Origin of the sequence: Morganella psychrotolerans (genome assembly GCF_001676055.1) — a bacterium.
Lineage (GTDB): Bacteria > Pseudomonadota > Gammaproteobacteria > Enterobacterales > Enterobacteriaceae > Morganella > Morganella psychrotolerans_B.
This window is the reverse complement of the sequence record NZ_LZEX01000023.1, coordinates 346,476-373,411: the sequence shown is the minus strand read 5'-3', so window position 1 is coordinate 373,411 and position 26,936 is coordinate 346,476. Positions and strand designations below refer to the sequence as shown.

The 26,936-nt window shown below is 48.1% G+C and carries 26 protein-coding genes; 7 read left to right on the top strand and 19 right to left on the bottom strand.

Annotation, left to right across the window (positions count from 1 at the left end; all coding sequences use genetic code 11):
• Positions 1 to 14: 14 nt before the first annotated feature.
• From crl to gpt, 3 genes are all read right to left on the bottom strand, one after another.
• The gene (crl, locus tag AYY17_RS13660; RefSeq protein ID WP_235845390.1) at positions 15 to 419 is read right to left on the bottom strand and encodes a sigma factor-binding protein Crl; all 405 of its coding nucleotides are present in this window, start codon (positions 417 to 419) and stop codon (positions 15 to 17) included.
• Positions 420 to 486: 67 nt separating this feature from the next.
• Positions 487 to 1,734, bottom strand: coding sequence for an esterase FrsA (frsA, locus tag AYY17_RS13655; protein ID WP_067424448.1), 1,248 nt, complete (start codon positions 1,732 to 1,734; stop codon positions 487 to 489).
• Positions 1,735 to 1,743: 9 nt separating this feature from the next.
• Positions 1,744 to 2,202, bottom strand: a complete 459-nt coding sequence (gene gpt, locus AYY17_RS13650; protein WP_067404242.1) for a xanthine phosphoribosyltransferase — start codon at positions 2,200 to 2,202, stop codon at positions 1,744 to 1,746.
• Positions 2,203 to 2,467: 265 nt separating this feature from the next.
• On the opposite strand from gpt, the gene pepD reads away from it, so the two are divergent.
• On the top strand, positions 2,468 to 3,928 hold the full coding sequence (pepD, locus tag AYY17_RS13645) for a beta-Ala-His dipeptidase (RefSeq protein WP_067424446.1): 1,461 nt from the start codon (positions 2,468 to 2,470) through the stop codon (positions 3,926 to 3,928).
• Between the two features lie 46 nt (positions 3,929 to 3,974).
• On the opposite strand, the gene dinB is transcribed toward pepD, so the two are convergent.
• On the bottom strand, positions 3,975 to 5,039 hold the full coding sequence (gene dinB / locus AYY17_RS13640; RefSeq protein WP_067424443.1) for a DNA polymerase IV: 1,065 nt from the start codon (positions 5,037 to 5,039) through the stop codon (positions 3,975 to 3,977).
• Positions 5,040 to 5,299: 260 nt separating this feature from the next.
• Here dinB and AYY17_RS13635 point away from each other — a divergent pair, with 260 nt between their 5' ends.
• Both AYY17_RS13635 and AYY17_RS13630 read left to right on the top strand, forming a co-directional pair.
• Entirely contained in the window at positions 5,300 to 6,145 is an 846-nt protein-coding gene (locus AYY17_RS13635; RefSeq protein ID WP_235845389.1) for a glycerophosphodiester phosphodiesterase family protein, read from the top strand.
• Positions 6,146 to 6,548: 403 nt separating this feature from the next.
• Positions 6,549 to 7,370: a hypothetical protein gene (locus AYY17_RS13630; RefSeq protein WP_067424441.1), complete on the top strand. Its 822-nt coding sequence runs from the start codon at positions 6,549 to 6,551 to the stop codon at positions 7,368 to 7,370.
• A 114-nt stretch (positions 7,371 to 7,484) separates the two neighbouring features.
• Here the strand turns inward: AYY17_RS13630 and nqrM are convergent, their stop codons facing one another.
• The 8 genes from nqrM to AYY17_RS13590 all read right to left on the bottom strand — a co-directional run bounded on the left by nqrM (position 7,485) and on the right by AYY17_RS13590 (position 14,677).
• Complete coding sequence (gene nqrM / locus AYY17_RS13625) at positions 7,485 to 7,712, bottom strand: (Na+)-NQR maturation NqrM (protein WP_067367475.1); 228 nt, start codon at positions 7,710 to 7,712, stop codon at positions 7,485 to 7,487.
• 15 nt (positions 7,713 to 7,727) lie between these two features.
• Entirely contained in the window at positions 7,728 to 8,768 is a 1,041-nt protein-coding gene (locus tag AYY17_RS13620; protein ID WP_067424439.1) for an FAD:protein FMN transferase, read from the bottom strand.
• A gap of 73 nt (positions 8,769 to 8,841) precedes the next feature.
• A complete protein-coding gene (gene nqrF / locus AYY17_RS13615; protein WP_067424438.1) occupies positions 8,842 to 10,068 on the bottom strand; it encodes an NADH:ubiquinone reductase (Na(+)-transporting) subunit F in 1,227 nt (408 codons plus the stop codon).
• A 15-nt stretch (positions 10,069 to 10,083) separates the two neighbouring features.
• On the bottom strand, positions 10,084 to 10,680 hold the full coding sequence (nqrE, locus tag AYY17_RS13610) for an NADH:ubiquinone reductase (Na(+)-transporting) subunit E (protein ID WP_067367483.1): 597 nt from the start codon (positions 10,678 to 10,680) through the stop codon (positions 10,084 to 10,086).
• Between the two features lie 3 nt (positions 10,681 to 10,683).
• A complete protein-coding gene (locus tag AYY17_RS13605; RefSeq protein WP_067424436.1) occupies positions 10,684 to 11,313 on the bottom strand; it encodes an NADH:ubiquinone reductase (Na(+)-transporting) subunit D in 630 nt (209 codons plus the stop codon).
• Positions 11,306 to 12,100, bottom strand: a complete 795-nt coding sequence (locus tag AYY17_RS13600; RefSeq protein WP_067424434.1) for a Na(+)-translocating NADH-quinone reductase subunit C — start codon at positions 12,098 to 12,100, stop codon at positions 11,306 to 11,308. The genes AYY17_RS13605 and AYY17_RS13600 overlap by 8 nt, the downstream gene beginning before the upstream one ends.
• On the bottom strand, positions 12,093 to 13,331 hold the full coding sequence (locus tag AYY17_RS13595) for an NADH:ubiquinone reductase (Na(+)-transporting) subunit B (protein ID WP_067424432.1): 1,239 nt from the start codon (positions 13,329 to 13,331) through the stop codon (positions 12,093 to 12,095). The genes AYY17_RS13600 and AYY17_RS13595 overlap by 8 nt, the downstream gene beginning before the upstream one ends.
• A 2-nt stretch (positions 13,332 to 13,333) precedes the next feature.
• Entirely contained in the window at positions 13,334 to 14,677 is a 1,344-nt protein-coding gene (locus tag AYY17_RS13590; RefSeq protein ID WP_067424430.1) for a Na(+)-translocating NADH-quinone reductase subunit A, read from the bottom strand.
• A 433-nt stretch (positions 14,678 to 15,110) separates the two neighbouring features.
• Here AYY17_RS13590 and AYY17_RS13585 point away from each other — a divergent pair, with 433 nt between their 5' ends.
• On the top strand, positions 15,111 to 15,821 hold the full coding sequence (locus tag AYY17_RS13585) for a L,D-transpeptidase family protein (protein ID WP_202906420.1): 711 nt from the start codon (positions 15,111 to 15,113) through the stop codon (positions 15,819 to 15,821).
• On the opposite strand, the gene AYY17_RS13580 is transcribed toward AYY17_RS13585, so the two are convergent.
• The gene (locus AYY17_RS13580; RefSeq protein ID WP_067424428.1) at positions 15,813 to 16,589 is read right to left on the bottom strand and encodes a class II glutamine amidotransferase; all 777 of its coding nucleotides are present in this window, start codon (positions 16,587 to 16,589) and stop codon (positions 15,813 to 15,815) included. The two genes, AYY17_RS13585 and AYY17_RS13580, sit on opposite strands and share 9 nt — an antisense overlap.
• A gap of 305 nt (positions 16,590 to 16,894) precedes the next feature.
• Positions 16,895 to 17,473 carry a D-sedoheptulose 7-phosphate isomerase gene (gene lpcA / locus AYY17_RS13575; protein WP_067367512.1) on the bottom strand — a complete coding sequence of 193 codons (579 nt, stop codon included), beginning with the start codon at positions 17,471 to 17,473 and terminating at the stop codon, positions 16,895 to 16,897.
• Between the two features lie 251 nt (positions 17,474 to 17,724).
• Between lpcA and fadE the strand changes: the two genes are divergently transcribed.
• Complete coding sequence (fadE, locus tag AYY17_RS13570; protein ID WP_067424426.1) at positions 17,725 to 20,175, top strand: acyl-CoA dehydrogenase FadE; 2,451 nt, start codon at positions 17,725 to 17,727, stop codon at positions 20,173 to 20,175.
• Positions 20,176 to 20,238: 63 nt separating this feature from the next.
• On the opposite strand, the gene AYY17_RS22350 is transcribed toward fadE, so the two are convergent.
• The 4 genes from AYY17_RS22350 to lysA all read right to left on the bottom strand — a co-directional run bounded on the left by AYY17_RS22350 (position 20,239) and on the right by lysA (position 23,989).
• Positions 20,239 to 20,412, bottom strand: coding sequence for a hypothetical protein (locus tag AYY17_RS22350; RefSeq protein ID WP_235845388.1), 174 nt, complete (start codon positions 20,410 to 20,412; stop codon positions 20,239 to 20,241).
• The gene (locus AYY17_RS13565; protein ID WP_235845387.1) at positions 20,412 to 21,335 is read right to left on the bottom strand and encodes an ABC transporter substrate-binding protein; all 924 of its coding nucleotides are present in this window, start codon (positions 21,333 to 21,335) and stop codon (positions 20,412 to 20,414) included. The genes AYY17_RS22350 and AYY17_RS13565 overlap by 1 nt, the downstream gene beginning before the upstream one ends.
• A gap of 36 nt (positions 21,336 to 21,371) precedes the next feature.
• Entirely contained in the window at positions 21,372 to 22,331 is a 960-nt protein-coding gene (locus AYY17_RS13560) for an oxidoreductase (protein ID WP_067424424.1), read from the bottom strand.
• Between the two features lie 407 nt (positions 22,332 to 22,738).
• On the bottom strand, positions 22,739 to 23,989 hold the full coding sequence (gene lysA / locus AYY17_RS13555; protein WP_067424499.1) for a diaminopimelate decarboxylase: 1,251 nt from the start codon (positions 23,987 to 23,989) through the stop codon (positions 22,739 to 22,741).
• Positions 23,990 to 24,105: 116 nt separating this feature from the next.
• Here lysA and AYY17_RS13550 point away from each other — a divergent pair, with 116 nt between their 5' ends.
• Positions 24,106 to 25,020 carry a LysR family transcriptional regulator gene (locus AYY17_RS13550; protein ID WP_067424423.1) on the top strand — a complete coding sequence of 305 codons (915 nt, stop codon included), beginning with the start codon at positions 24,106 to 24,108 and terminating at the stop codon, positions 25,018 to 25,020.
• Here the strand turns inward: AYY17_RS13550 and AYY17_RS13545 are convergent.
• Positions 25,010 to 25,936 carry a LysR family transcriptional regulator gene (locus AYY17_RS13545; RefSeq protein WP_067424421.1) on the bottom strand — a complete coding sequence of 309 codons (927 nt, stop codon included), beginning with the start codon at positions 25,934 to 25,936 and terminating at the stop codon, positions 25,010 to 25,012. The genes AYY17_RS13550 and AYY17_RS13545 overlap by 11 nt on opposite strands.
• A gap of 114 nt (positions 25,937 to 26,050) precedes the next feature.
• On the opposite strand from AYY17_RS13545, the gene AYY17_RS13540 reads away from it, so the two are divergent.
• The gene (locus tag AYY17_RS13540) at positions 26,051 to 26,929 is read left to right on the top strand and encodes an MBL fold metallo-hydrolase (RefSeq protein ID WP_067424419.1); all 879 of its coding nucleotides are present in this window, start codon (positions 26,051 to 26,053) and stop codon (positions 26,927 to 26,929) included.
• The last annotated feature ends 7 nt before the right edge of the window (positions 26,930 to 26,936 follow it).

Here is a 26,936-nt window from a genome sequence, read left to right as displayed (position 1 = left end):
CGCAAATCCGGAAATTATTCCGGCAATTTAACGGGGGGAGGCGTTTCCGGTGACGGAGTGAGTGTCAGGCCCAGCTCACAGAGAACGGCGTGCAGACGGGGATGAAACGTAATCAATGTGTTACAGACCGTATCATGTGTCTCTTTACGGGACAGTTTATTTTCCTGCCAGTGACCGCTTTTATCAAATATTCCGAGACGGTATTCAGATACAAAGCCCTGTTCCTGCGGAGTGAGCGTAAGCCACCAGCCATAAAATTCCCGTTTTTCCGGGGCGGCATCTGCGTTGACACACACGGCCAGACAGTCAAAAAAGTAGTGTCCGTCCTGACACTGTGGCTCACGGATGTACGGACCCAAAGCGGTAAAACGTCGCAGCAATTTACCGCGCGTATAATCTGAAACCAGTGCCGACATCATTAAGCCTCCTTTCAGTGAAGGCTTATTTGTAGCAAACAGACAGGAATTATCAATGGCTTTATGCAGTTCAGCACAAAATTTTGGTCAGCCAGCGCGTAGTTTCATCTAATGATTTATGGAATGTATCAAAAACCGGCGTGCTGCCAAGCTCCAGTAATTTTCCGTCGGACGATGAGCGGACGATAAGCTCTGATTCACTTTTCGGGCTGAAGACATCATCTTTCCAGCACACACTCATTATTGGCAGTGTGCAGCGGCGACCAAGAAGCCCCTGATTTTTAAGAGATAAACAACTCAGTCGGCTGCGGATAGTATCAAGATCAACACAACGCTCCGCCGCACGGCTTGCCAGCACATCCATATACATGCGCGGCACCATTTCCTGGCGTTCCGGGTTGACAAACAAATCATGTACAACCGGTCCGAGCAGTGCCGCACCTCTGAGCTGATGTGCTGACAGATACGCCAGGCGCACCGCCACATTAGCGCCGAAACGCAGACCCACAACCGCAACACGGGTGTGATCGATCCACGGCACATTGCGCAGTTGCTCCAGCACCTGCTGATGCATCAGGCTGCTTTCCTGGCTTAATGATTGTTTTGATGAATAACCGACCGACGGCATATCCAGGGTAAGCAGCGCAATGCCCTGCGGTGCCAGATAGTCACGGAAATAGCGGCAGTAATCACTTTGCAGATTGTCCAGACTACCGCACAGCATGACAGTCGGAAATGCGCTGTTTTTTGTCGGGGGAAGATGCAGGAACGCGCTGATATTACCGCCGCTTTCCATTTTGAATTCAATTTTTTTCAGTTCATAACCAGCAAACCGGGCGGAGTTTTCATACGCCTGATTTGCCAGAATGGTTGCCTGCTCTGCCAGTTCATCCCCTTTTAAATGAGGATATCCCGCAATGCTGTAAAGGTTTGCAGCACACAGCCAGGCATCACAGGCTTTTTCGCCGGACTCAAATTCCAGCGCTTTGCGCTGCCATAACATCGCCTGCTGAGACCATTCATAAGCCCAGTTTCCCCGGCGGTAGCCAATCACCGTATCCAGCAGTGAGTCGTCACTGCGGGGTGCGTCTGATGCGGCAATCCGGCTCAGAACTTCTTCTGTTTCCAGCGGCGGAACACCCCGCCAGATCCACATTAAGCGATTAATCATGCGATACCAGCCCGGATGGGTGCATCCGCTCAGCACGCTGCCTTTTACCGTCCGGACACCGGCGTCTTTAAAAGTAACCAGTGTGGAGGTTTCGCTGTGTTTAATTTTAGGCTTAAAAAGTTTCTCTGACAGGTTTTGTTGTGTCATGGCATTCGCTTACTGATCGCAGATTGGTTTAACAAAGCTGACGGTCATATCCCAGGGCTGCTCAATCCAGGTATCCTGAGGGATATCCACCACGTAATCATCAACCAGCGGCTGACCGGCCGGTTTCGCGAAAATCGTGACAAAATAGGCTTTCGGATACATATCGCGGATCATCTGAGCGGTACCGCCGGTATCCACGAGGTCATCAATGATGATAAATCCTTCGCCGTCACCGTCTGCTTTTTTCATGACTTTCATTTCGCGCTGATGATCGTGATCATAGCTCGAAATGCAGACAGTATCCACATGACGGATCCCCAGTTCACGGGCAAGCAACGCGCCCGGCACCAGGCCCCCGCGGCTGACGGCAATAATGCCTTTCCATTGTTCGACAGGCATTAAACGTTGTGCCAGTTTACGGGCATGCATTTGCAACATATCCCACGTTACGACGTATTTTTCGCTCATATCAATTTGATCCCGGCATGATGATTTACAGAAAAGAGTCTTTTTTGCGGAAAAAAGGTTGCGCAGGATTATAGTGATTTGAGTCGCTAAAGACCAGCGTAACCGACGAATTCATGATAATTCGCTGAGCAATACACGCACTTCCTGAAAGAATTTGCTATTCTCAGACATCGGATATTGCGACCGCTCAATTTAAACAGCGTAACCGGCCGCCTTCAGGTATCCTCATCCTAATAATGAAAAATGCAGTAACAGGAGATCGAACGTGTCTGAACTATCACAATTATTTCCGCAGCCGCTGTGGGATATTTTTGCTAAAATCTGTTCTATACCGCATCCGTCACACCATGAAGAGCAACTTGCTGCACATATTATTGAGTGGGCGAAAGAGAAAGAATTTCATGTGGAACGTGACAGTGTCGGCAATATTCTGATCCGCAAACCTGCCACAAAAGGACTGGAAAACCGGAAAGCCGTTGTATTACAGGCTCACCTGGATATGGTCCCGCAAAAAAATAATGATACTGATCACGATTTCGAAAAAGATCCGATTCAGCCTTATATTGACGGCGACTGGGTTACCGCGAAAGGCACCACATTAGGCGCCGATAACGGTGTGGGTATGGCTTCCGCACTGGCTGTTCTGGCCGATGATTCCGTCAAACACGGCCCGCTGGAAGTCCTGCTGACCATGACAGAAGAAACCGGAATGGACGGCGCGTTCGGTCTGCAGCCGGGCTGGTTACAGGCTGATATTCTGATTAACACCGATTCCGAAGAAGAAGGTGAAATCTATATGGGTTGTGCGGGCGGTATTGACGTCACCACGACTCTGGCACTGACCCGTGAAGCGGTTCCTGCCGGTTACAAAACCTTTACCCTGACACTCAAAGGGCTCAAAGGCGGACATTCAGGCGGAGATGTACATCTCGGTCTGGGCAATGCCAATAAATTACTGGCACGCTTTTTAGCCGGACACGGCGCAGAACTTCAGGCCCGCCTGATTGATTTTCAGGGCGGAACACTGCGCAATGCTATCCCGCGCGAAGGCTATATCACGCTGGCAATTCCTGCGGATAACAGTGCAAAACTGGACGCTCTGCGGACTAAATTTGAAGACCTGCTTAAAGATGAGCTTGCTCAGAAAGAGAAAAACCTTCAGGTTACTCTGACAGCAGCAGAGACAACACAGGGCGCACTGACAGCTGATGTACAGCGTCGTCTTATCAATATGCTGAATGTTATGCCGAATGGTGTCATCCGCATGAGCGATGTGGTGCAGGGCGTTGTTGAGACCTCACTGAACGTCGGCGTGATCAACATGGATAACGATCGTGCTCAAATCATCTGTCTGGTTCGTTCTCTGATCGAATCCGGTAAATCCAATGTGGTCAGCATGCTGACATCACTGGCTGATCTCAGCGGCGCACAGATTGTTGCCGAAGGCGGCTATCCGGGCTGGCAGCCGGATGCAAACTCTCCTGTAATGCATCTGGTCAGTGAAACATATCAGCAACTGTTTGATAAAACACCGAATGTCATGGTTATCCATGCCGGTCTTGAGTGCGGTTTATTCAAAAAACCGTATCCGGACATGGACATGGTTTCTATCGGGCCAACCATCACCGGCGCTCACTCACCGGATGAGCAGGTGCATATTAAGAGTGTCGGACAGTACTGGCAGTTACTGACCGCTATCTTAAAAGCGATCCCTGAAAAAGCGTAATTACGTCATTCAGTTAACCGGCGGTGATGCAAATCCCGCCGGTTTTTTATTGCTCTCCGAATCCCAGTACCAGCTGGCGCTCAATCTGCGGATCGCGCAGCGCCACATGCAGTCCAACCAGACGAACACCGCGCCCTTCCCGGCGGCTTTCCCATGCACGTTCTGCCGTTTTCAGTAAATCCTGTTTATCCAGCACCGGATAAACATGCTCCTGTGTCGTCTGCTGAAAATCAGAAAACTTGAGTTTGATGCCCTGGCGGGCAATGAGCAGATCGGGTGACACCTTGCTCAAACGCCGTTCCAGCTCAGGAAACAGCTCATCAACAATCGCCCGGCACGCATCCCACGATGCAATATCCTGCGCCAGTGTCCGCTCCACACCAACAGATTTGCGCTCCCGGTCCGGGCAGACAGAGCGTTCATCGATGCCGTGACAGCGCTGCCAGAGGCTCTGCCCGAATTTCCCGAACTGCTTAATCAGGCTTATCTGATCATAACGCTGAACATCCCGGCAGGTCTCCAGACCGAGATCTGCCAGGCGTTTCGCCGTCACTTTCCCCACGCCGGGAATTTTACGCAACGGTAATGCCAATACAAAACCGGCTACCTGCTCCGGCGCAATGATATACTGCCCGTCCGGCTTATTCAGGTCAGACGCGATTTTCGCCAGAAATTTTATGGGCGCAACCCCCGCAGAAGCAGTCAGACCCAGCTCACTGAAAATTGTCCGGCGGATATCTTCAGCCATCCGTGTTGCTGAGCCGCAATGCAGCGTACTGTCCGAGACATCAAGATAAGCCTCATCGAGTGAGAGAGGTTCAATCAGGGAAGTATAACGGGAAAAAATATCATGCAACTGTTCAGATGTGGTCTTATACACAGACATACGCCCCGGGATCACTTTCAGTTGCGGACACAGCATCAGCGCTTTCGCTGTTGACATAGCACTGTGTACCCCGAAGCGCCGTGCCGGATAATTGGCAGTCGCAATTACACCACGCCGGTCCGAACTGCCGCCGATAGCCAGCGGGATATCACGCAGTGCGGGGTTATCGCGCATTTCAATCGCCGCATAAAAGCAATCCATATCAATATGAATGATTTTACGCACCAGTTATCTCCTGAATAATAATAACACTGTTTAAATATACAGTAATATTATTTTAATTCAAACTATAAGATGCAGCTAACTAACCTGCGGTTTAAATGAATAAAAATATAGTTAGCCGACTTCTTATTCACACAGTCAATCACAGGGCTTAAATCTGAAAGTTTCACCGTTTTTTTTGTGATTACATCCGGTTGTCATGTTGCTCTGATAAAACAACAACGTGACAGACAAACAGGCTTACTCCTTCTGACGGATGAATTATGAAAAAACTATTTCCTGCCCTTTTTCTGAGTTGCATCACCATGACAACCTTTGCCGCACCACAAATTATTGCACACCGCGGGGCGACGGCTGACGCACCTGAAAATACACTCTATGCCATTGATAAAGCACTAAATAACCACGCAGATGCTATCTGGATAACACTTCAGTTATCAAAAGATAATCAGGTTGTGTTATACCGCCCGTCAGATCTGACAACATTGACCGATAAAGCGGGTCCGGTTTCCCGCTATACTGCGGCAGAGCTGGCCGGAGCTGATGCCGCCCGTGATTATAATCAAAAAAATAATACCAAAATTAATGCAACTATCCCGGCGCTGGATACCGTACTTAGTCGCTACCCGGATACTTTCTTCTACCTGGATATTAAATCCCCTGATGCAATACCTGCCATTTTTGCTCGGCAACTGGATGACGTACTAACGCGCCATCAGGCAAAACAACGGATCCGGGTCTATTCCACCAATCCTGACTATCTTACTGCGCTTCCTGATTCCATCCCTGTATTTGAAAGCAGGGATACCACCCGCAACGTACTCGCGGGCAGCCTGATCACACATACCTGTGATATCAGCACACAAGCACAGCCACGCTGGTATGGATTTGAATTACATCGCAAAATTGAAGTCGTTGAAACCTTTACACTCGGTGAGGCCCGCTCACCTGCCATACTTACCTGGGATAAAACAGCGGCGGATTGCTTCAGAAAAAATGGCAAAAACAGTATTATCTTATTCGGTATAAAAACACCGGCAGATTTAGCATTAGCAACCGAACTGAGTGCAGATGGTGTAATGGTAGACTCACTGCTCAATCTGAAATAAAAATAATTCTTTATCGTAATATCACCAGGTTAATTAAATAATTTTAATGAATAAGGATGGAATGTTATCAATAACTCATTCCATTCTTATTCCTCCTGCCTCCGACAATATATTTATTCAGTTATATATGCTAAATAATTCAGGATACTTGCCGGCGACAAGCAAAGATAAACGGGATATACAGATGCTCTGTACGGCAAGGCGGGGCTGAGCTCGGCCAACAATATCCAGAATGTATGTATGGTTTAATCATTTTATATTCATAATTAATATACGTTAATTATATTAATTTATTTATCCGGAAACTTTTGTTATAACTATAAGAAACATCCGGGGGATAGCATGGTGATAAAATATAAATTTGGTCAATTAATTACACCACTAATATCCCTCGTTTTTTTTTGTGGGATTAACGCTCTCTTTATTAAGCAACTACTCTTATGCTGATTGTGCTGTTTATCCGGCGCAAGCCAGAAGCAGTAATTTAATTATTCTCGGTGCCGGAATAATTAACGGGCCGGTAAAATCCATCACCACAACGACCAACTCACCCGATAAAAAAAATAATATTATTATCCGTGGTCAGTATGATCTGAGCCCCTGTGGTGATCTTGATTATTTTTTATTTGAAATAACAGAAGGCTATTCAGAGCTACAAAACAGGATGCGCTCTGAAGGGCATCATAATGACTGGGGTTATCAGCTATTATTTACCTCTGAGCTTATTAAGCCCGGAGGTAAAACCGTCACACTTATCAATGCAAACAGCCGTCTTTTATATAACCAGGAAAAGCAGATAACAAAGGCAATCGCCGAAAATGATAATGGTAAAAATACACCGGTATCACAACTGAGCACTGAATTTTTTTATGAAAACGGACTGGTAACGCGGGCGGTGACACAAGGCGATACACAGGATGAAAAAGGTGAAATCCTGTATGACTGGAACGATGACCACCAGATAAATGCCATAATCTCTCAGACTGACGGGTTACCTCAGCTCAATTATGAGTTTACGTATAATGACAACAGGCAGGTTATCGGACAGACCCAGACACAACACTCACCACTGGGTCTGGTGAAATCAATCTACCTCTGTCAGCAGCTTGATGCGTACGGAAACTGCGAAAAAGCACTCTGGCAGAGCGTATCAGAAGGTAACAAAGCGAATAGTCTGATCGTCATTAATACAGCACTGGTGACATCCGTCTACACCTACTACTGATAAGAGCTATCTTATCCGGTGAACTGACGCCCTGTGAACTTATGCCCTTGAAAACTTATCGTAAAAAGGCGCCGGAGCGCCTTTGTATACGGACAGAATATGACAAACCGGCAATCACACAATCCGGTTTTTATTCAGTTTTTCTTCACGGGCAGCTTCACGCGCCATCCGTTTTTTACGGGCATCACAGGGTTCGGGACAATCACACACTTTCTCGACACCAATGTTACTCAACCCGCCGCAACTGCCCTGAATGCTTTTGCGCTTAATGATATAGCCAAGAGACATACCCAAAAACGCAAGCAGGAACAGAATAAAGGTTGCGACAAAGACTTTGATCATATCAGCCCCCTCCTCTTAATTTTTTCTGAGATACGGCTTAAATGTTTCGCTGTAGCGCTCTTCAAAACCATTTTCCGTTTTAACAATCATAAAAACCGGAATATGTTGTTCATTTGCCACCGCCAGACCACGCTCAGGTCCCAGAACATTCAATCCGGTAGAAAAACCGTCTGCGCTCATGCAGTTATCAGCAATAACTGTAATTGATACCAGATTATGATTAATCGGTCGTGCTGTTTTCGGATCGATAGTATGAGAATAGCGAATATTATTTTCTTCAAAATAATTCCGGTAATCACCCGATGTTGCTACAGAAGCATTACCCGGCTCAATAATTTCCTGTGCGGACTGGCTCAGCCCCTGTGCAGAGGGTTTCTCAATCGCAATGCGCCATGGTGTGCCTTTGCCGTTAATACCCTGTGTCCGGACTTCTCCGCCCACATCCACCATATAATTACGGATATTCTGTGATTCCAGGTATTCCGCAACCGCATCCACACCATACCCTTTTGCAATGGATGAAAGATCCACATACAACTCAGGCACAGTTTTAATCAGATTATTGCCCTCAACCCGCAATTTATCAATGCCGGTCCACTGACGGCGGGTTTCAATATCCTCATCAGACGGTACATGGGTCAGGCGTCCTTCCGGACCAAATCCCCACAAATTGACCAGCGGCCCGACAGTGACATCCAAAGCGCCTTCCGTCAGCTTATTGATACGGATTGCTTCACTGACGACTTTCGCCGTCGCGGCAGACACAGGGAACGGGGTATTAATCTCACGGCTCAGATTAAAGCGACTGAGTTCAGAATCAGGACGATAAGTGGACATCTGGTCATTCACTTCTTCCAGCACCACATCTATCCCTTTTTGCAGTGATTCTGCCACCGCGCTATCCGGCTCTGCCACATATTTTATTGCGTAGTAAGTCCCCATCGTTTTGCCGTCCAGGGTAACTTGCTTTGTCTGCGCTTTTTCATCACCACAGGCACTCAGAAATAATACGGCGAGTATTACTGCTGACAGGGAAGCCCATTTAATATTTACCATATACAATCCAGTCTGATTTCAGATCATATGCGCCCACATGTGTGGGCGCATTCTATTACTGACATTGCGGGGATCAGCCGCCGAAGTCATCCAGCATGATGTTGGAATCTTCCACACCAAGATCTTTGAGCATCTTGATAACGGCCGCATTCATCATTGGCGGTCCGCACATGTAAAACTCACAATCTTCCGGAGCCGGATGGTTTTTCAGGTAATGCTCATACAGAACATTATGAATAAACCCGGTGTATCCATCCCAGTTATCTTCCGGCTGCGCATCTGACAACGCGACATTCCAGGTGAAGTTTTCATTCTCAGCCTGAAGCTGGTCAAAATCCTCTTCATAGAACATTTCACGTTTTGACCGCGCACCATACCAGAACGATATTTTGCGTTTGGAGTGCAGACGCTTAAGCTGATCAAAGATATGAGAACGCATTGGCGCCATACCCGCACCGCCGCCGATAAAGACCATTTCCGCATCGGTTTCTTTTGCGAAGAACTCCCCGAATGGCCCGGAAATAGTCACTTTATCACCCGCTTTCAACGACCAGATGTAAGACGACATAATGCCCGGAGGCGCATCCGGCATACGCGGAGGTGGTGTCGCAATACGCACGTTCAGCAAAATAATACCGTGCTCTTCCGGATAGTTTGCCATCGAATACGCACGGACAGTCTGCTCTTTCACATCAGATACATAGCGGAACAAATTAAACTGATCCCAGTCCCCGCGATACTCATCCGGCACATCGAATTCATCATAACGAACCACATGCGGCGGGCACTCAATCTGAATAAAGCCCCCTGCGCGGAACGGAACAATCTCACCATCAGGAATTTTCAGCTTCAGTTCTTTAATAAAAGTCGCTTTGTTATCATTGGAGATAACCTCGCACTCCCATTTCTTCACCCCGAAAATTTCTTCCGGCAGTTCGATTTTCAGATCCTGCTTCACATTGACCTGGCACGCCAGGCGGCAGCCTTCACGGGCTTCACGTTTATTAATGTGAGACATTTCGGTCGGCAGAATATCACCGCCGCCCTCTTTGATAGTAACCCGGCACTGACCACACGTACCGCCGCCACCACAGGCCGATGAGACAAAAATGCCCTGATTTGACAGCATATTCAGTAACTTATCACCGGCAGGTGCTTCAAAGCTTTTCTCTGCATCACCGTTGATTTCAACTTTAATGTCCCCTGTGTTCACCAGTTTTGATTTTGCGAACAAAATCAACGCTGTCAGCGCCAGAACAATCAGGGTAAACATTGCTACGCCTAAAATAATGATATCCATAACTGCGTTTCACCCTTATAACTGTACGCCGGAGAAGGACATAAAGCCCAGTGCCATAAGACCTGTGGTCACAAATGTGATCCCCAGCCCTTTCAGGCCGCCCGGAACATCGGAGTACTTCATCTTCTCGCGGATAGCCGCCATCAGCACAATCGCCAGCAACCAGCCGATACCGGAACCAAAGCCGTAAACAATGGACTCAGTGAAATTGTAATCGCGCTGAGCCATAAAGGAGACACCACCGAAAATGGCACAGTTCACTGTGATAAGCGGCAGGAAGATCCCCAGCGCGTTATACAGTGACGGGAAGTAGCGATCTAAAATCATCTCCAGAATCTGTACCAGTGCGGCAATCACCCCGATAAACGTGATGAAATTCAGGAAACTTAAATCTACACCATCCATCAGTGCGCCGTCGCGTAACAGCAAGTTGTACACCAGGTTATTTGCCGGAACAGAGATCCCGAGAACGACGGTAACCGCAACGCCCAAACCAAATGCTGTTTTTACATTTTTGGACACCGCAAGAAAAGTACACATCCCGAGAAAGAAGGCCAGCGCCATATTTTCAATAAACACGGCTTTCACAAAGAGACTGATATAATGTTCCATATCTTAATCCTCCTCGATTTGTGAAGGTTTCAGTGTGCGTAATCCCCAGATAAGCATACCGATAATGAAAAACGCACTTGGTGCCAGCAGGAACAACCCGTTAGGCTGATACCAGCCACCGTTCTGAATTGTTTCCAGCACTGTTACTCCAAAGAGTTTACCGGACCCCACCAGCTCACGGACAAAGCCCACCATCAGCAGGATCACACCGTAGCCCAGACCGTTACCAATACCATCCATAAAGCTTTCAATCGGCGGTGCTTTCATTGCGTACGCTTCCGCACGCCCCATCACAATACAGTTTGTAATGATAAGACCGACGAATACGGAGAGCTGTTTGGAGATCCCGTAGGCATACGCCCGCAGGATTTGGTCAACAAGGATAACCAGCGAGGCGATAATCGCCATCTGCACAATTATCCGCACACTACCCGGAATAAAGTTACGGATCATCGAGATAAACATGCTGGAGAATGCCGTTACCAGCGTCACTGCAATGGTCATTACCAGCGCGGTTTCCAGTTTTGTGGTTACCGCCAGTGCCGAACAAACCCCCAGAACCTGTAAGGCTATCGGGTTATTATCAAATAACGGTCCGAGAAGAACGCGTTTAATTTCTTTACTGTCAGCCATGATTTAACGCTCCTTCGCGTACTGTTTTCAGGAACGGGCCAAAACCGTTATCACCCAGCCAGAAATCAAACATATGCTGGATACCGTTTGAGGTCAGTGTCGCGCCGGATAAACCATCAATTCCGTACGGGCTGTCAGTGGAGCCGCTGCGGACAATTTTAATCGCCGGCACCCCTTCCTCATTAAACAGTTTTTTACCAATCCACTGTTTACGCCACTGCAGATTATCCACTTCACCGCCCAGCCCCGGCGTTTCACCGTGCTGATAGTAAGAGATCCCCTCAGAGGTAATCCCATCCACGTCAATCGCGATAAAGGCATACATCACAGACCACAGACCGGAGCCATATACCGGCAGAACAATTTTACTGGTTTCGCCTTTATCGTTCTGCACCAGATAAATCTCTGCGCTGATAGCCCGGCGGCGGATTTTCGCCAAATCTTCTTCCGGTGATAATGCGATACTGGTTTCGTCGCTGCGCAACTCGTCGTTAAGATCGTATTTACCACGGCTGTCAGTCATCTGACCGGTTTTTAAATCCACCAATTTAACTTTGACAAACTTTTTATAGACGGCATCAATTTCATCTGCCGGCATTGACGGCGTAAGTAACCCGGCGACATCCAGGATATTGCGCTGTTTATCCAACATGATTTGTGTCTGCTGCGTGGATTTCAGACCCACGGCAGACCCTGCCACGATGACTGAACACACAAGGCAAAGGACGAAGACAACGATAAACGTTCTTGCGACACTGTCCTTGTTTTTCGTTTTTTCATTAGCCACGCGCTTTTCTCCGCTTAATATTTGCCTGAACAACCAGATAATCAAATAACGGCGCGAATAAGTTAGCGAACAGAATTGCCAACATCATACCTTCCGGATAGGCCGGATTTGCCACCCTGATCAGGACACACATCACCCCGATAAGGATCCCGTATGCCCATTTACCTTTATCAGTAAATGATGCCGATACCGGGTCCGTTGCCATAAAGATCATCCCGAACGCAAAACCTCCCAGCACCAGATGCCAGTACCACGGCATAGCAAACAGCGGGTTGGTCTCTGAGCCGATCAGGTTGAATATCAGCGACATCACAATCATCCCGGCCATGACACCCGCCACAATACGCAGCGAGGCAATACGGGCAAACAGGATGACGGCACCGCCGATAAGGATCATCAGCGTTGACACTTCACCAATCGAACCGGGAATGTTGCCAATAAAAGCATCCATCCACGAAATAGGTTGATTAGTCAGCGTATTAACCAGATGGGTATTACCGCCGACCGCCCACTGTGACAGCGGGGTCGCACCGGAGAAACCATCTGCGGCTGTCCAGACTGTATCGCCGGAAATCTGAGCCGGATAAGCGAAGAACAGAAAAGCACGTCCGGCAAGCGCCGGATTCAGGAAATTACGTCCGGTTCCCCCGAAAATTTCTTTCGCGACCACCACACCAAAAGTAACCGCCAGTGCAGCCTGCCATAACGGCAGAGTCGGCGGCACAATTAATGCCAGCAGAATGGAGGTAATAAAGAAACCTTCATTAATTTCATGACCGCGGATCAGAGCAAACAGGACTTCCCAGAAGCCGCCCACTGCAAAAATCACCGCATAAACCGGCAGGAAATAGACGGCACCGAACAGCATTTTGCTGCCCCAGCCCGCATCAGACGTAAAAGAAACGCCGACAAGTTCCGCCAGGCGATAATGCCAGTCTCCCGCGATCACCTGCTGAAGTTCCGCACCGCGGTACATATCCAGCAGCACCGGAATAGCCTGGTTACCTACGTTGTACATTCCCCAGAACATGGCCGGGAAAACAGAGAGCCAGACCAGAATCATCAGGCGTTTCAGGTCAATGGTGTCGCGTACGTGTGAACGCCCGCGGGTCACTGTTCCCGGTGTATAGAAGATGGTCGCGGCAGCTTCATAAAGCACATACCATCTCTGCAATTTGCCGCCCGGTTCAAAATGCGGCTCAATCTTCTCTAAAAAATTTTTCAGACCCATAATTACCCTTCCTGCTCGATCCTGGTCAGTACGTCACGCAGCACCGGGCCGTACTCATATTTACTCTGGCAGACGTAAGTACACAGCCCCAGATCTTCCTCATCCAGCTCCAGCGCACCCAGTGCCTGCGAGCTGTCAGTATCTCCCGCCAGCAGGTCACGCAGGAAATGCGTCGCCATAATGTCGAGCGGCATCACCCGTTCATAGCTGCCGATTGGCACCATAGAGCGCTCACCGCCATGCATTGCGGTGGTGAATGAGAACAGTTTCTTCTTAAAGAAATGCCCCAGTGTGGTGCGGGTGACGGTATATTTATCCGCGCCCGGCATAATCCAGCCAAACAGCTCTTTTTCGCGGCCTTCAGCCAGAACCGATACCTGATTAACAAAACGCCCCAGATAATGATGAGCGTCATCACAGGCAACACCCCACAGGACTGAGCCTGAAATAATCCGGTTTTCACCGGCTTTCAACTGACCATCAGTCAGTTCATTCAGATCAGCACCAAGGCGGGTTCTCAGCAGACGCGGATTTTCCACCTGCGGACCACCGAGCGCCACAATACGGTCAGTATATAAAAGCCCGGTCGTGAAGAGTTTCCCGATAGCGATAACATCCTGATAATTGAGCGACCAGACAATTTTCTTCGCACTGACCGGTTCCAGGAAATGGATATGTGTTCCGGCAAGTCCCGCCGGATGCGGGCCGGTAAACCGGGTATAACTCAGTTGGTTGTTATCGGTAACTTTACTGAAATCAGCAACTGCGTGACAGATATGAACGTTGCCTTCCGTCAGACGGCTCAGAACCTGTAACCCGTCATCAAACGCGGCATGTTCCTCACTGATAATGACCAGCGGATCCGCCGCCAGCGGGTTAGTATCCATTGCGGTCACAAAGATAGCGGCCGGAACAGAACCAATTACCGGGCTGCGGCTGAACGGACGGGTCCGCAGCGCTGTCCATAACCCGGAGGAGACTAAATTCTTTTCTGCCTGTTCGCGGGTCAGCGCAGACAGCTCACGGCGATCGTAGCTGTCAAACGTGATTTGTTCGTCTCCCTGCACCTCAATGACAACAGATTGCAGTACGCGACGCTCACCACGGTTAATCGCTTTTACGTATCCGCTGGCCGGGCTGGTAAAAATGACACCGGGGTTCTTTTTGTCTTCAAAAAGTGCCTGTCCTTTTTTAACCTGCCCGCCTTCCTGAACCAGCATAGACGGACGCATCCCTACATATTCCTCACCCAGCAGCGCTACGTGGCGGATCAAAGGGCCATCTTCTATGACTTGGGCAGGTGCACCTGCTATCGGCAGGTCGAGTCCTTTTTTAATTTTAATCATAAGTTTTGCACAAGTTTTCTGTTAAACCCACATCAAAGCTGCCGGAGCAGACAATGATAACTCAACAATAAAAACAGCTTGGGCCGCACTTGTCACCCCAAGTTATTTTCTCCGATAATTGTCACAATTTTGCTTAAACCAGATCCGGTTTATTTTACCACTTCATAACACCCCTGTCTGATGAAACGAGTGACCTGGCTCAAGCAAATAAGATTAATGTCGTAAATAAAACCCATGAACTCGAAAAAACCGAGTTATCCAATCATCTTTAACGATTAATGGTTATTTTTTAATCATGCCTATTTTGATAACAAATGATTTTCTCCCGGAAAGAACCATTCACAAATTACCGACATCATGGCAATCTGTTGTTACTTTTTTCACCAACTTATCCATACCCTGAATGCAGACAATAAGACATATCATTTTCATCATGTCCGGCCTTCTGTTTTTTGTTGGCCAGTCATCAGTAAGCCGGGCTGAAACCACGTCATTATGGCTCACACCTCAGGTAAGTGATGTCCGTAATAACCCCGTATTTATACAGATATTCAAAGAAGAAAAAGAGCTGGAATTGTATCACCGCGAAAGTAACGGGCGTTTCAGATTGGTCAAACGTTATCCTGTTTGTCAGTTTTCCGGGGGACTGGGTCCGAAACAGTTAACCGGAGATTTAAAAAGTCCGGAAGGGTTTTACCGTGTAACACCCGCACAATTAAACCCGAACAGTCGGTTTTATCGAGCTATTAACCTTGGTTTTCCCAATGAATTTGACCGCGCTCATGGCTATAGCGGTGATTACCTGATGATCCACGGAGACTGCAAATCGGTAGGATGTTACGCCATGACAGATGCTTATATGGGGGAAATTTACCGGAATGTGGAGAATGCATTGCAAGGTGGTCAGACAGACCTGAATATTGCGATTTATCCGTTCAGGATGAATCAGGAGAATATGAACCGCCACCGGAATTCATCACATATGGCATTTTGGCAGCAATTACAGCCGGCATATCAATACTTTGCAGATAACCGCATTCCGGCTGTCGTCTCGGTGATCAACGGTCGCTATGTGGTAAATGCCCGCTCCGCAGCACCGTCGGCTTCCGTTGCAGAAGCATTACTGACCCGCAGCTTAGAGTAAGGAATCAATCCGTTCGCCGTAATGAAAAAGAACAGCTTCACCCTGATTAATTTTCTGCCATTGCTCATTACCGGTCAGCGGCTGTGTTGCAATAACCGATACCACATCATCCGGATTCGTGTGCTGTGAAAAATCAATCTCTACATCACTGTCTGTCAGCCGGGCTTTGCCAAATGGCGCCCGGCGGGTGATCCAGTGCAGATTTGTTGAACAATACGCCAGAACATAGCGCCCGTCAGACAACAGCATATTAAAGACACCAAACTGACGCAGCTCATCAGCCAGTAGCATAATGTCGTGAAATACTCCGCGCCAATCCTGCGGTGGCTGTGGATATTTTTCCTGCAATCGGTTGAGTAACCAGCAAAAAGCGTGCTCACTGTCCGTCTGACCCACCGGGCTGTAAAACCCTGTCGGCAGATGTTCATAACCGGTCAGTTGTCCGTTATGGGCATAAGTCCAGTTTCGTCCCCATAATTCACGGGTAAACGGATGCGTATTTTCCAGTGATACCACGCCCCGGTTTGCCTGGCGGATATGGGCAATCACCGCCTCTGACTTTATCGGGTATTCCTGAACAAAGCGGGCAACGGGAGACTGACAGCAGGCCTGCGGATCTTTAAACGTGCGGCATCCCATTCCTTCATAGAAGGTTATCCCCCATCCGTCTTTATGAGGTCCGGTCTGACCGCCACGCGGTATAAGACCGCTGAGGCTGAAATAAATATCCGTTGGTACATTCGCACTCATGCCCAGTAGTTCACACATAACTCCCTCCTCCCTGTATAATGATATTTTTATTATCCGTGAACCTATTTTTACCCCTAACCAGATAGATTAACAATAATGTAAATATTATCTGTTCAGATGATTTAGTTATATATGCCCAACATCATTCAAGATGCGACAGCAAGGAAAGGCAGATAGGGAACATAGATAAAACCGGTAACAAGGTAGAGCGAAATACAGCCAACGAATCAACTGTTTACACGAACAAAGATACAAGCAATTATACTCAGGAAAAATCTTAGTGCATTCCGGACCTTTCCTGATTAATAATTTTATTTCCTTTCTTACTTAACCATCTCTTTTTCAATCAGCATAATCAGGATATGGATCACTTTAATATGGATCTCCTGAATACGGTCAGCGTAACCAAAATGAGGAACGCGGATTTCAATATCTGCACTACCCGCCATCTTTCCGCCATCTTTGCCGGTCAGCGTAATCACTTTCATGCCTTTGGCACGCGCGGCATCAATCGCTCTGATGATATTGCCGGAATTGCCTGAAGTGGAAATCCCGAGTAATACATCACCTTCACGACCGACTGATTCAACAAACCGGGAAAAAACATATTCATAGCCGAAATCATTACTGACACATGATAAGTGACTGACATCAGAAATCGCGATCGCCGGATACCCCGGACGGTTTTCACGGTAACGCCCTGTCAGTTCTTCAGCAAAGTGCATCGCATCGCAATGTGAGCCGCCATTACCACATGACATCACTTTGCCACCGGCTTTGAATGAGTCAGCCAACATAACCGCCGCCTGCTGGATAACCTCAATATTCTTCTCATCTTTCAAAAAGTTATCAAGAGTTGCAGCGGCTTCGGTCAGTTCACCGCGGATAAGTTCCTGGTACATAGAGATAGGCTCCTGAAAATTAATCGGATTCGTCTTCATTAAGTGTAACGGATCTCCCGCAGTGAAAGAAGATGCAATCTGTGGCATCTGAGAACAACACGTATTTTGTCATTTTATTTTTGTGAGCTGAGTTGTAAATAAAATGTAAAATCATTGAAGTTCTTTCTTCGTTGCGCTAAATCTGAACACAACAGGTCAGACCTCTGATGTCGCATTGTACTGACACGGATATTCAATTACGGAGGTTAATAATGATACTACTCAGCATTATTTTATTTATCGCTGTTACCGGACTGCTGTCATTTTATCGTGTTGGCTTGGTGTACAGCGCACTGGCACTGATACTGTTCAGTATCATCATGACTATATCCGGATTATGGCCGCTTCCTGTCACACTGCTTTTGCTGCTGATTATGCTGCCTTTCGTCGTGACCCCCTTCCGGCGGGCGCTGTTCAGCAGCCGGCTGATGCTATTATTCAAAAAAGTTATGCCTGCGATGTCACAGACAGAAAAAGAAGCCATCGATGCGGGAACAACCTGGTGGGAAGGTGATCTGTTTCAGGGACAACCTGACTGGCAGAAACTGCACAATTACCCGAAACCGCAACTGACACAGGAAGAGCAGGCATTTCTGGACGGGCCGGTTGAGGAAGCCTGCCGTATGGCAAATGACTTCGATATAACTCATGAACTGGCTGATCTCCCGCCTGAGCTGTGGCAGTTCCTGCGCGAACACAAATTCTTCGCCATGATTATCCGCAAGGAATACGGCGGACTTGCTTTTTCTGCTTATGCCCAGGCACGGGTACTGCAAAAGCTGGCAGGGGTTTCCGGTATTCTGGCCATTACTGTCGGTGTGCCTAACTCGCTCGGTCCGGGTGAATTACTTCAGCACTACGGAACTGACGAGCAGAAAAAACGCTGGCTGCCGGGTCTCGCATCCGGTGAAGAAATCCCCTGTTTTGCACTGACCAGCCCTGAAGCCGGATCTGATGCCGGTGCTATCCCGGACAGCGGTATCGTCTGTATGGGAGAGTGGCAGGGAGAGCAGGTTCCGGGCATCCGCCTGAACTGGAACAAACGCTATATCACTCTCGCCCCTGTCGCCACTGTGCTGGGTCTCGCCTTTAAATTGTATGATCCTGATAAACTTATCGGGGATAAAACCTCACGGGGTATCACTTGTGCGCTGATCCCGGTGAATACCCCGGGAGTGGAAACCGGCACCCGGCATTTCCCGCTCAATATTCCGTTCCAGAACGGACCGACACGCGGCAAAGATGTGTTTGTCCCGCTTGATTATATTATCGGCGGACCAGCTATGGCGGGTCAGGGCTGGCGGATGCTGGTCGAGTGTCTGTCCGTCGGACGCGGTATCACCCTGCCGTCCAATGCTACCGGCGGATTAAAAAGTGCGGCAATGGCGATTGGTGCATACGCCCGTATCCGCCGCCAGTTCCGGATACCGATTGGTAAAATGGAAGGAATTGAAGAGCCTCTGGCACGCATTGCCGGTAATGCCTATCTGATGGATGCCGCTGCAACGCTTATCACCACCGGCATTATGCTGGGTGAAAAACCCGCCGTGCTTTCTGCCATTGTGAAGTATCACTGTACCCACCGGGGACAGCGCGCCATTATTGACGCAATGGATATTGCCGGCGGGAAAGGTATCTGTCTCGGTCCCTCTAACTTCCTGGCTCGCAACTATCAGGGATCACCTATCGCTATCACTGTTGAAGGTGCCAATATTCTGACCCGCAGTATGATTATTTTTGGTCAGGGCGCTATCCGCTGCCACCCGTATGTTCTGGCAGAAATAGATGCCGCTGATAATAATCAGTTAGATAAATTTGACAGCGCCCTTTTTGCCCATATCGGTCATGTGCTGACAGCGGCAACCCGCAGTTTCTGGCTGGGATTATCCCGCGGCCGTTTCAGTGCCTCACCATTTCGTGATGAAACCCGCCGCTACTATCAGCACCTTAACCGCCTCAGCGCTAATCTGGCACTGCTGTCCGATGCAGCGATGGCGACACTCGGCGGCAGCCTGAAACGACGGGAACGCATATCGGCCCGGCTCGGTGATATCCTCAGCCAGCTTTATCTCGCCTCAGCCACCTTAAAACGCTTTGATGAAGACGGACGCCCGCAGGCCGATCTTCCGCTGGTTCACTGGGCGGTACAGGATTGTCTTTATGAGGGCGAAAAGGCCATGGATGATTTACTGGCTAATTTCCCTGACAGAAAAATTGCTGCGCTGCTGCGCCTGACTGTTTTTCCGACCGGGCGCCATCACCGCGCACCCTCCGATAAACTGGACAGTAAACTTGCCCGCCTGCTACAGGAGCCTTCAGACACCCGTGACAGAATCGGTCGCGGACAATACCTGACACCGGTAAAAAATAATCCGCACGGGCTGCTCAATGAAGCACTCAGCGATATTATTGCCGCTGAACCGCTGGTTGATCGCCTGAGCCGTATGGCAGAAAAATATATTGATTTTACCCGGCTGGATAAGCTGGCTGAAAACGCACTGGCGGAAGGGAAAGTCACTCCTGAAGAAGCAGAAATTCTGTGTAAAGCCGAAGCCAGCCGTTTACGCTCAATCAATGTTGATGAATTTGCCCCTGAGATGATTGGTTTAAAATCCCATGCAAATTCTCATCGTTACCGGAAAGGTGAAAAATCTGAGGCGTAAGTAATACAATAAAAAATACCGGAGCCACGGATACGGCTCCGGTATATCAAATTTAATAACACGTTATTTATCTGTACTCTTTCCTGCTGTATTCACATCAAGACTGAGAATATCGCGCATCTGAGCATCCGTCAGGTTCACATTAAAAAACTGCCGGAAAAACTGACGGATCTCATCCTGAATACCTGCATCATCCACCGGTTTGCCGTCAATTCTGTCCTCTATCCATTTAATCATCAACGGAGTTCAATCCCCGGCGCATCCCAGCGGTAAATACCGATAGGCGCCTTATAAACCCGCTTATTTTTTACCGCAGAGAGAGAACCCGCCCCCTGCCAGCCTACGGTATTACGGTAAATATCCTCCGGAACAATGGTATCAAACTGGCTCAGAATGATAATTTCCGGATCCCAGTTAATTAACTGCTCCATAGAAACTGTCGTCCAGTTAGGTTTGACCGCCAAATCATGTGTAATATTGACGCCGCCCGCACGACTAATCATCAGGTCATTCACTGACGTTCCGCTGGCAACGACTAAATGCCTGTCCCTGACATATAACACGCTGGGAATACCGTTTTTTATTTCACGGCTGGTTGCCGGGCTGTTATTTTCAGCCTTCCGGTGAACGACGCTGTTTTGCTTATCAAAAAAACGGACCAATTCAGTTGCACGTTGTTCTTTATCCAGAATCTGCCCCAACAACAAAATACCGTTTCTGACGTCATTCAGGTCACCATATTTAATGGCAACAGCCGGAATACCGAGTTTATCCAGTTTATCTTTTTCTTCTTTCTGGTAATCCCAGAGAATCACCAGATCCGGTTTTAAATTAACCAGCACTTCGCCGTTAATCGTAAAATCTTTATTCACAAAACTGCTGTTAATCTGTTCAATTCCGGGTGCCAGTGTTTTTAATATACTATTATGGTATGCCTCTTTTGCTGACGGATGCATGCCGATAATTTTGTTATCTGAACCATCCACGGTATATACCATCGACATCCACGGAATAGGCACAACGGCTATCCGCTGTACATCATCCGGAATAACAACATTATTACCGGCAAGATCAGTAATCTCTCTTGCTCCGGCTGTACCGAAAACCAGTGATAAAATAAATACGATAATACTGTTCTTTATTACTGCTGCTTTCATCATCCTTTAATCCCCCCCTCATCATTTTTATTCTTTATATCAGCGGAACGCGCGGATATAAGGACGCGGGATCAGTTTGCGATCATATTTAAACAGATACTCAAGGAACCAGTTAGGATTACGTAACAACCCACGACCTACCGCAATTAAATCCGCATATTGATGTTCCAGTATTTCATCTGCTAATTGAGGGTCGTGAATTCCCCCGACAACAATAACCGGTTTTTTACACTGTTTTTTTATTTCCCGGGTATCATCCAACTGATAAGCTATTCCTTTATTTGTTCCGTGCATACGGCTTCCGCCGTTTGAAATATGTACAATATCGATAAGATGATTAATATGATGTAAAATATTTTGAGTAAACAAAATACTCTCTTCCTCACAATAACGCGTCCCGATACGAAGAATAATCGCTTTATCCTCCGGCCATACCGCTCTGACCGCCATCAGTAACTCTGTCAGAAAAATGGCCGGATCTGCGTATTTATCTGTCCGCTGATTTGTCCGTCTGTCAATAAACTGAGAAATTAAAAATTCATGGGAGGCCATGATTTCAAGGGCATCAAACCCCGCCAGCGCAGCCCGCTGTGCGGCACGGGTATAACAGGCAAACAACTCGATGATATCAGCCTGTGTTAATGCGTTAACATCCTGAATAATACCGTCAGATTCCAGACGGGATTTATTCCCCGCATGATTAAGCTGAATAGCGACTTTGCTGCCTTCATGTTGTAGCATACCCACAATCTGCCTGAGCATAATGGTATGGTCATCTTCGTATAATCCCAGCGCCCCGCTTCCCAGGCGTGCGTCAGCGGCTACCGCGCACTCCTCCATTATAATCAGTCCGACCTGACCGACAGCAAAAGACATATAATGTGCCAGATGAAAATAATTAGCGTAGCCGTCAGTTGCCCGTTTTATTCTGATCGGTGGATAAACCAGTTTGTTTTTAAGTATTAATTTTTCTGATACAAATGGTTGCATTAAATTCATAATAAGTCCGTATCGATCAGTTAATACACCAATACAGTTATTAAATTGTTACTAACTGTATTAAACTAGCTGTATCGGTGATATAAAATAAAAGGATAATGTCAGCGGCGATAATAGAGTGAACAGTGAAAAGACTCTATCTTTCTGTGTTTGTTTTACAGTACCCGTCACACTCTGCACGGAGATATAATCCGGGAGAAATTTTTTAGTTAATAGCTATAATTTTATTGTTATCTTTATGTAATAAATAGAACCGTTTTATTATTTATATCTTGCTATAAATAGCCACTTACAATTATTAGTAACAAATAAACTCCCCCGGAGTATATATCAATAAAAAAAAATACCCGGTAATTTTACACGGGTATTTCAGCATTATATTTATTCTGTATATGACAGAATAATAATTATTCGATAAATTCCAGCGCCATCAACTCGTCAATCGTCTGGCGGCGACGGATCAGTACCGGTTTGCCGTCAGTAAACAGGACTTCCGGTAATAACGGACGGCTGTTGTAATTTGAAGACATAGAGGCGCCGTAAGCTCCCGTATCATGGAATACCAGAAAATCATCCACCTGCACCGGCGGCAGCGCTCTGGGAACCACCATTCCGCCCTCAAGCTGAGTAAATACATCGCCTGATTCACATAACGGACCGGCAACAATGGTTTCTGTCAGTGGCTGTGTCCGTAATTCACCCTCCGCAGGCAATACCGAAATATGGTGATAACTGCCGTACATCGCAGGACGCATCAGGTCATTAAATCCGCTGTCCACCAGCACATAGTGGCGGCTTCCCATTCCTTTAACTGCCCGGACCTGTGCAAGCAAAACACCTGATTCTGCTACCAGATAGCGCCCGGGTTCAATTTCCAGCGTAATATCGCGGCCAAGATGACGGGCAATGCGCGAACGGGCAGCATCCCACAATGAAAAATAATTATTGATATCAATAACTTCATCACCATCGCGGTAAGGTGTTGATAACCCGCCGCCCGCTGAAATCGCCCGGATATCCAGGTTATGGGTGATAACTAACTCCGCCATCGCATCACACACGGTTGCCAGGTGTTCATAATCCACCCCTGAGCCGATATGCATGTGAATACCCACCAGCGTCAGCTGATAGCGGCTGATTTCTGCCAGCGCTTCCCCGAGGTCGGCAAACCAGATCCCGTGCTTACTGTTTTCCCCGCCGGTGTTAGTTTTCTGGCTGTGACCATGACCAAAACCCGGATTGATACGTAACCAGACCGGATGACCGGGACTGCGTGCGCCAATCTGGCGCAGCATATCCACTGAGCCGGTATTCACGGCAATTCCCAGCGCCAGCACACGATCAAGCGTTTCTGCTGTAATCATATCTGCGGTGAATACAATTTCATCAGGTGTGTATCCGGCCTTCAGGGCGCGTTCTATTTCTCCCGCAGAAACTGAATCCACTTTTACGCCCTGCTCACGCATCAGTCGCAGAATATGGATATTTGAATTTGCTTTCTGTGCAAAGCGGATGACATCAAAGCGGGTCAGCCGCGCAATACGGTTGATAATCACCTCACTGTCATAAAGCCACAGCGGTGTGCCGTACTGCTGTGCCAGGCTGCGCAGTGCATCCGGGGTAAAAGGTGCCTGTAGTGATTTGGTTGCGATTGTCATGGTGTTGTGCTCTTTGACAGGGATCTCATTTTTTTCCATCGTGACAAAAAAATTGCAGGATTTAAAATATCTGATTTGCTAAAGTCTATTCATTTCTGATATACATTTGGTGAATAATGGAACAATACTCCTGGCGTCATATCGATATTTTTCACGCCGTCATGACGACAAAAAGCCTGACGGATGCCGCGCAATTGCTGCATACCTCGCAGCCTACCGTCAGCCGTGAGCTTGCGCGTTTTGAACAAATTCTGGGATTTCTGGTTTTTGATCGCATCAAAGGACGCCTTCATCCGACAGAGCAGGGTCTGCGGTTGTTTGAAGAGGTAGAACGCTCCTATTACGGACTGGAGCGCATCAGCCGCGCTGCCGAAAGCATCCGCCAATTTCAGCATGCCCAACTGACCATCACCTGTCTGCCGGCTTTTGCGCAGTCTCTTTTGCCAAAAGTCTGCCGCACATTTCACGGGCAGTATCCGGATGTTAATTTTGAAATCGCTCCGCAGGAATCTCCGCTGCTGGAAGAGTGGCTGTCAGCACAGCGCTATGATTTGGGAATAACCGAACACACCCGGACACCGCCGGGCACCTTACAGGAAACATTACTGACACTCAGTGAAGTGTGTGTGTTACCGGAATCTCACCCGCTGTGCGATAAAACGGTACTGACCCCGGCTGATTTTGCACACCAGAATTTTATCAGTCTGTCGGTGACAGACAACTACCGTCAGATAATTGATGCACTGTTTAATGAGCAGCAAATTACGCGTCGGATGATTATGGAAACACACAGCGCCGCATCTGTCTGCGCGATGGTGAAAGAGGGGCTGGGGATATCCATTGTCAATCCGCTGACAGCCATGGATTGTGAGGGGATTTGTATCCGCCCGTTCAGCAGGCGCATTCCGTTCACCGTCAGCCTGATCCGCCCGCAACACCGCCCGCACTCCGCATTGACGGATATTTTTGTTACGCACCTGCGCCAGCATATGAAGATAATAAATACGCAATTACAACAAGTTACAGATTAGTTTCTTCATCCAGAAGATACGGCAGCCAGTCAGGTGAGTGACCAAACCATTCCACCAGAAAATCCAGCAGTAAACGCAGCGGTCTTGCCATCCGCTCGCGGCTGGTATAAATACCGTAAATTCCCAGAGAAGGCAGCCGGTATTCAGGAAACAGCCGCACCAGACGCCCGGATTTAAGATGCTCATACACAGAACAATAAGGCTGTAATGCAATTCCTTCGCCGTTCAGTGTCGCTTCCAGCAAAAATGTGGATTCATTCGCACTGAGCGCTCCGCCCACAGGAACGGATATAACGTCTTCATCCCGCTCAAACAGCCATAAACTGCGCCCGTAGAAATTATAGGTCAGACAGGTAAATTCACTGAGTGCCGCCGGATATTGCGGATAACCATACTTTTCCAGATACGCCGGTGCAGCACATACGACAGAATCACAACGCGAAAGTGGACGGGCTATCAAATTTGGTTCCAGGTTATTTGTAATCCGCACCGCCAGATCAATGCGCTCTTCCACCAGGCTTACCGCCTTGTTCGTAACCTGTACATCCACGGCAATTGCCGGATATCGGGCCCGGAACTGAACAATGGCTTTGGAAAGTGCCACCATTGCCAGCGACTGCGCACAGGTGATCCGGACCAGTCCGTGTACCGCATCATCTTCAGTCACAACCGGCTGGGCTATGGCTGCCGCCAGGTTAAGCAGATCCCGGCTTTGAATCAGCACATTTTCACCGGCGGAGGTCAGTGTCAGGCTGCGGGTTGTCCGGTTCAGCAGGCGCACTCCCGCCCAGTTCTCCATTTCAGCAAGATAGCGCGTGACCATCGCACGGGACATATCCAATGACTCTGCCGCTTTGCTCATACTGCGCTGTTCGGTAATAGCGATAAAAACCTGTGCCGCGGTGATCCTGTCCATAGCATTTGTCCGGTTTATGCAACAATGAAGACCGGATTATGGGGTTTTTCCGGCGGATTATGCAATCTATTATAGCGTCATCTTAACGAATCACCTGAATATAAGGCTCACACCATGACAACGAAAACCCGCACCGCTCTGGCATTAACTGCCCTGATGACCGCCTCATTTGCCACTGTCGCCGCGCCGCTGACACTGGATGTGTATAACCCCGGCGAAAAAAGTATTTTTCCCGTGTCCTCTGAAATTATCAGTGGTAAAAATGAGGTGGTTCTGATTGATGCACAATTTCAAAAAGACGATGCTCTGGCACTGGTTGATAAAATCCGCGCAACCGGCAAAACGCTGACAACGATTTATATCAGTCATTCAGATCCGGATTTTTATTTCGGACTGGATGAGTTGAAGAAAGCCTTTCCGGATGCCAAAATTGTAGCAACCCAACAAACTGTTGATCTGATTAAAGAAAGTAAAGACGGCAAACTCGCCTATTGGGGACCGGTTCTGAAAGAAAATGCCCCGCAGGCAGTTATTGTACCGGAGCCGTTAAAAGGTAACCGTATTCTGCTGGAAGGTGAAAGTATTGTGATTGAAGGGCTTGACGGCCCGGCACCGGAACGCAGCTATGTCTGGGTGCCGTCACTTTCTGCGGTGATGGGAGGCGTGCTGGTTTCTGAAAATATTCATGTCTGGCTGGCTGATACACAAACTGTGCAGTCCCGTCAGTACTGGCAGCAGTCACTGAAAGAGATGCAGGCGAAAAAACCACACACCGTGGTACCCGGTCACTATACCGGTAACAGCCATTTTTCACCGGCAACCATTCAGTTTACCGCGGATTATCTGACCCGTGCTGAAGCTGCATTGCCGGGCAGTAAAGATTCACAGGCGCTGATTGATACCATGAAAGCCGCTTACCCGGCACTGGCAGATGAATCAAGCCTGGAACTGAGTGCCAAAGTCCTGAAAGGCGAAATGCAGTGGCCGCAGTAATCTGATA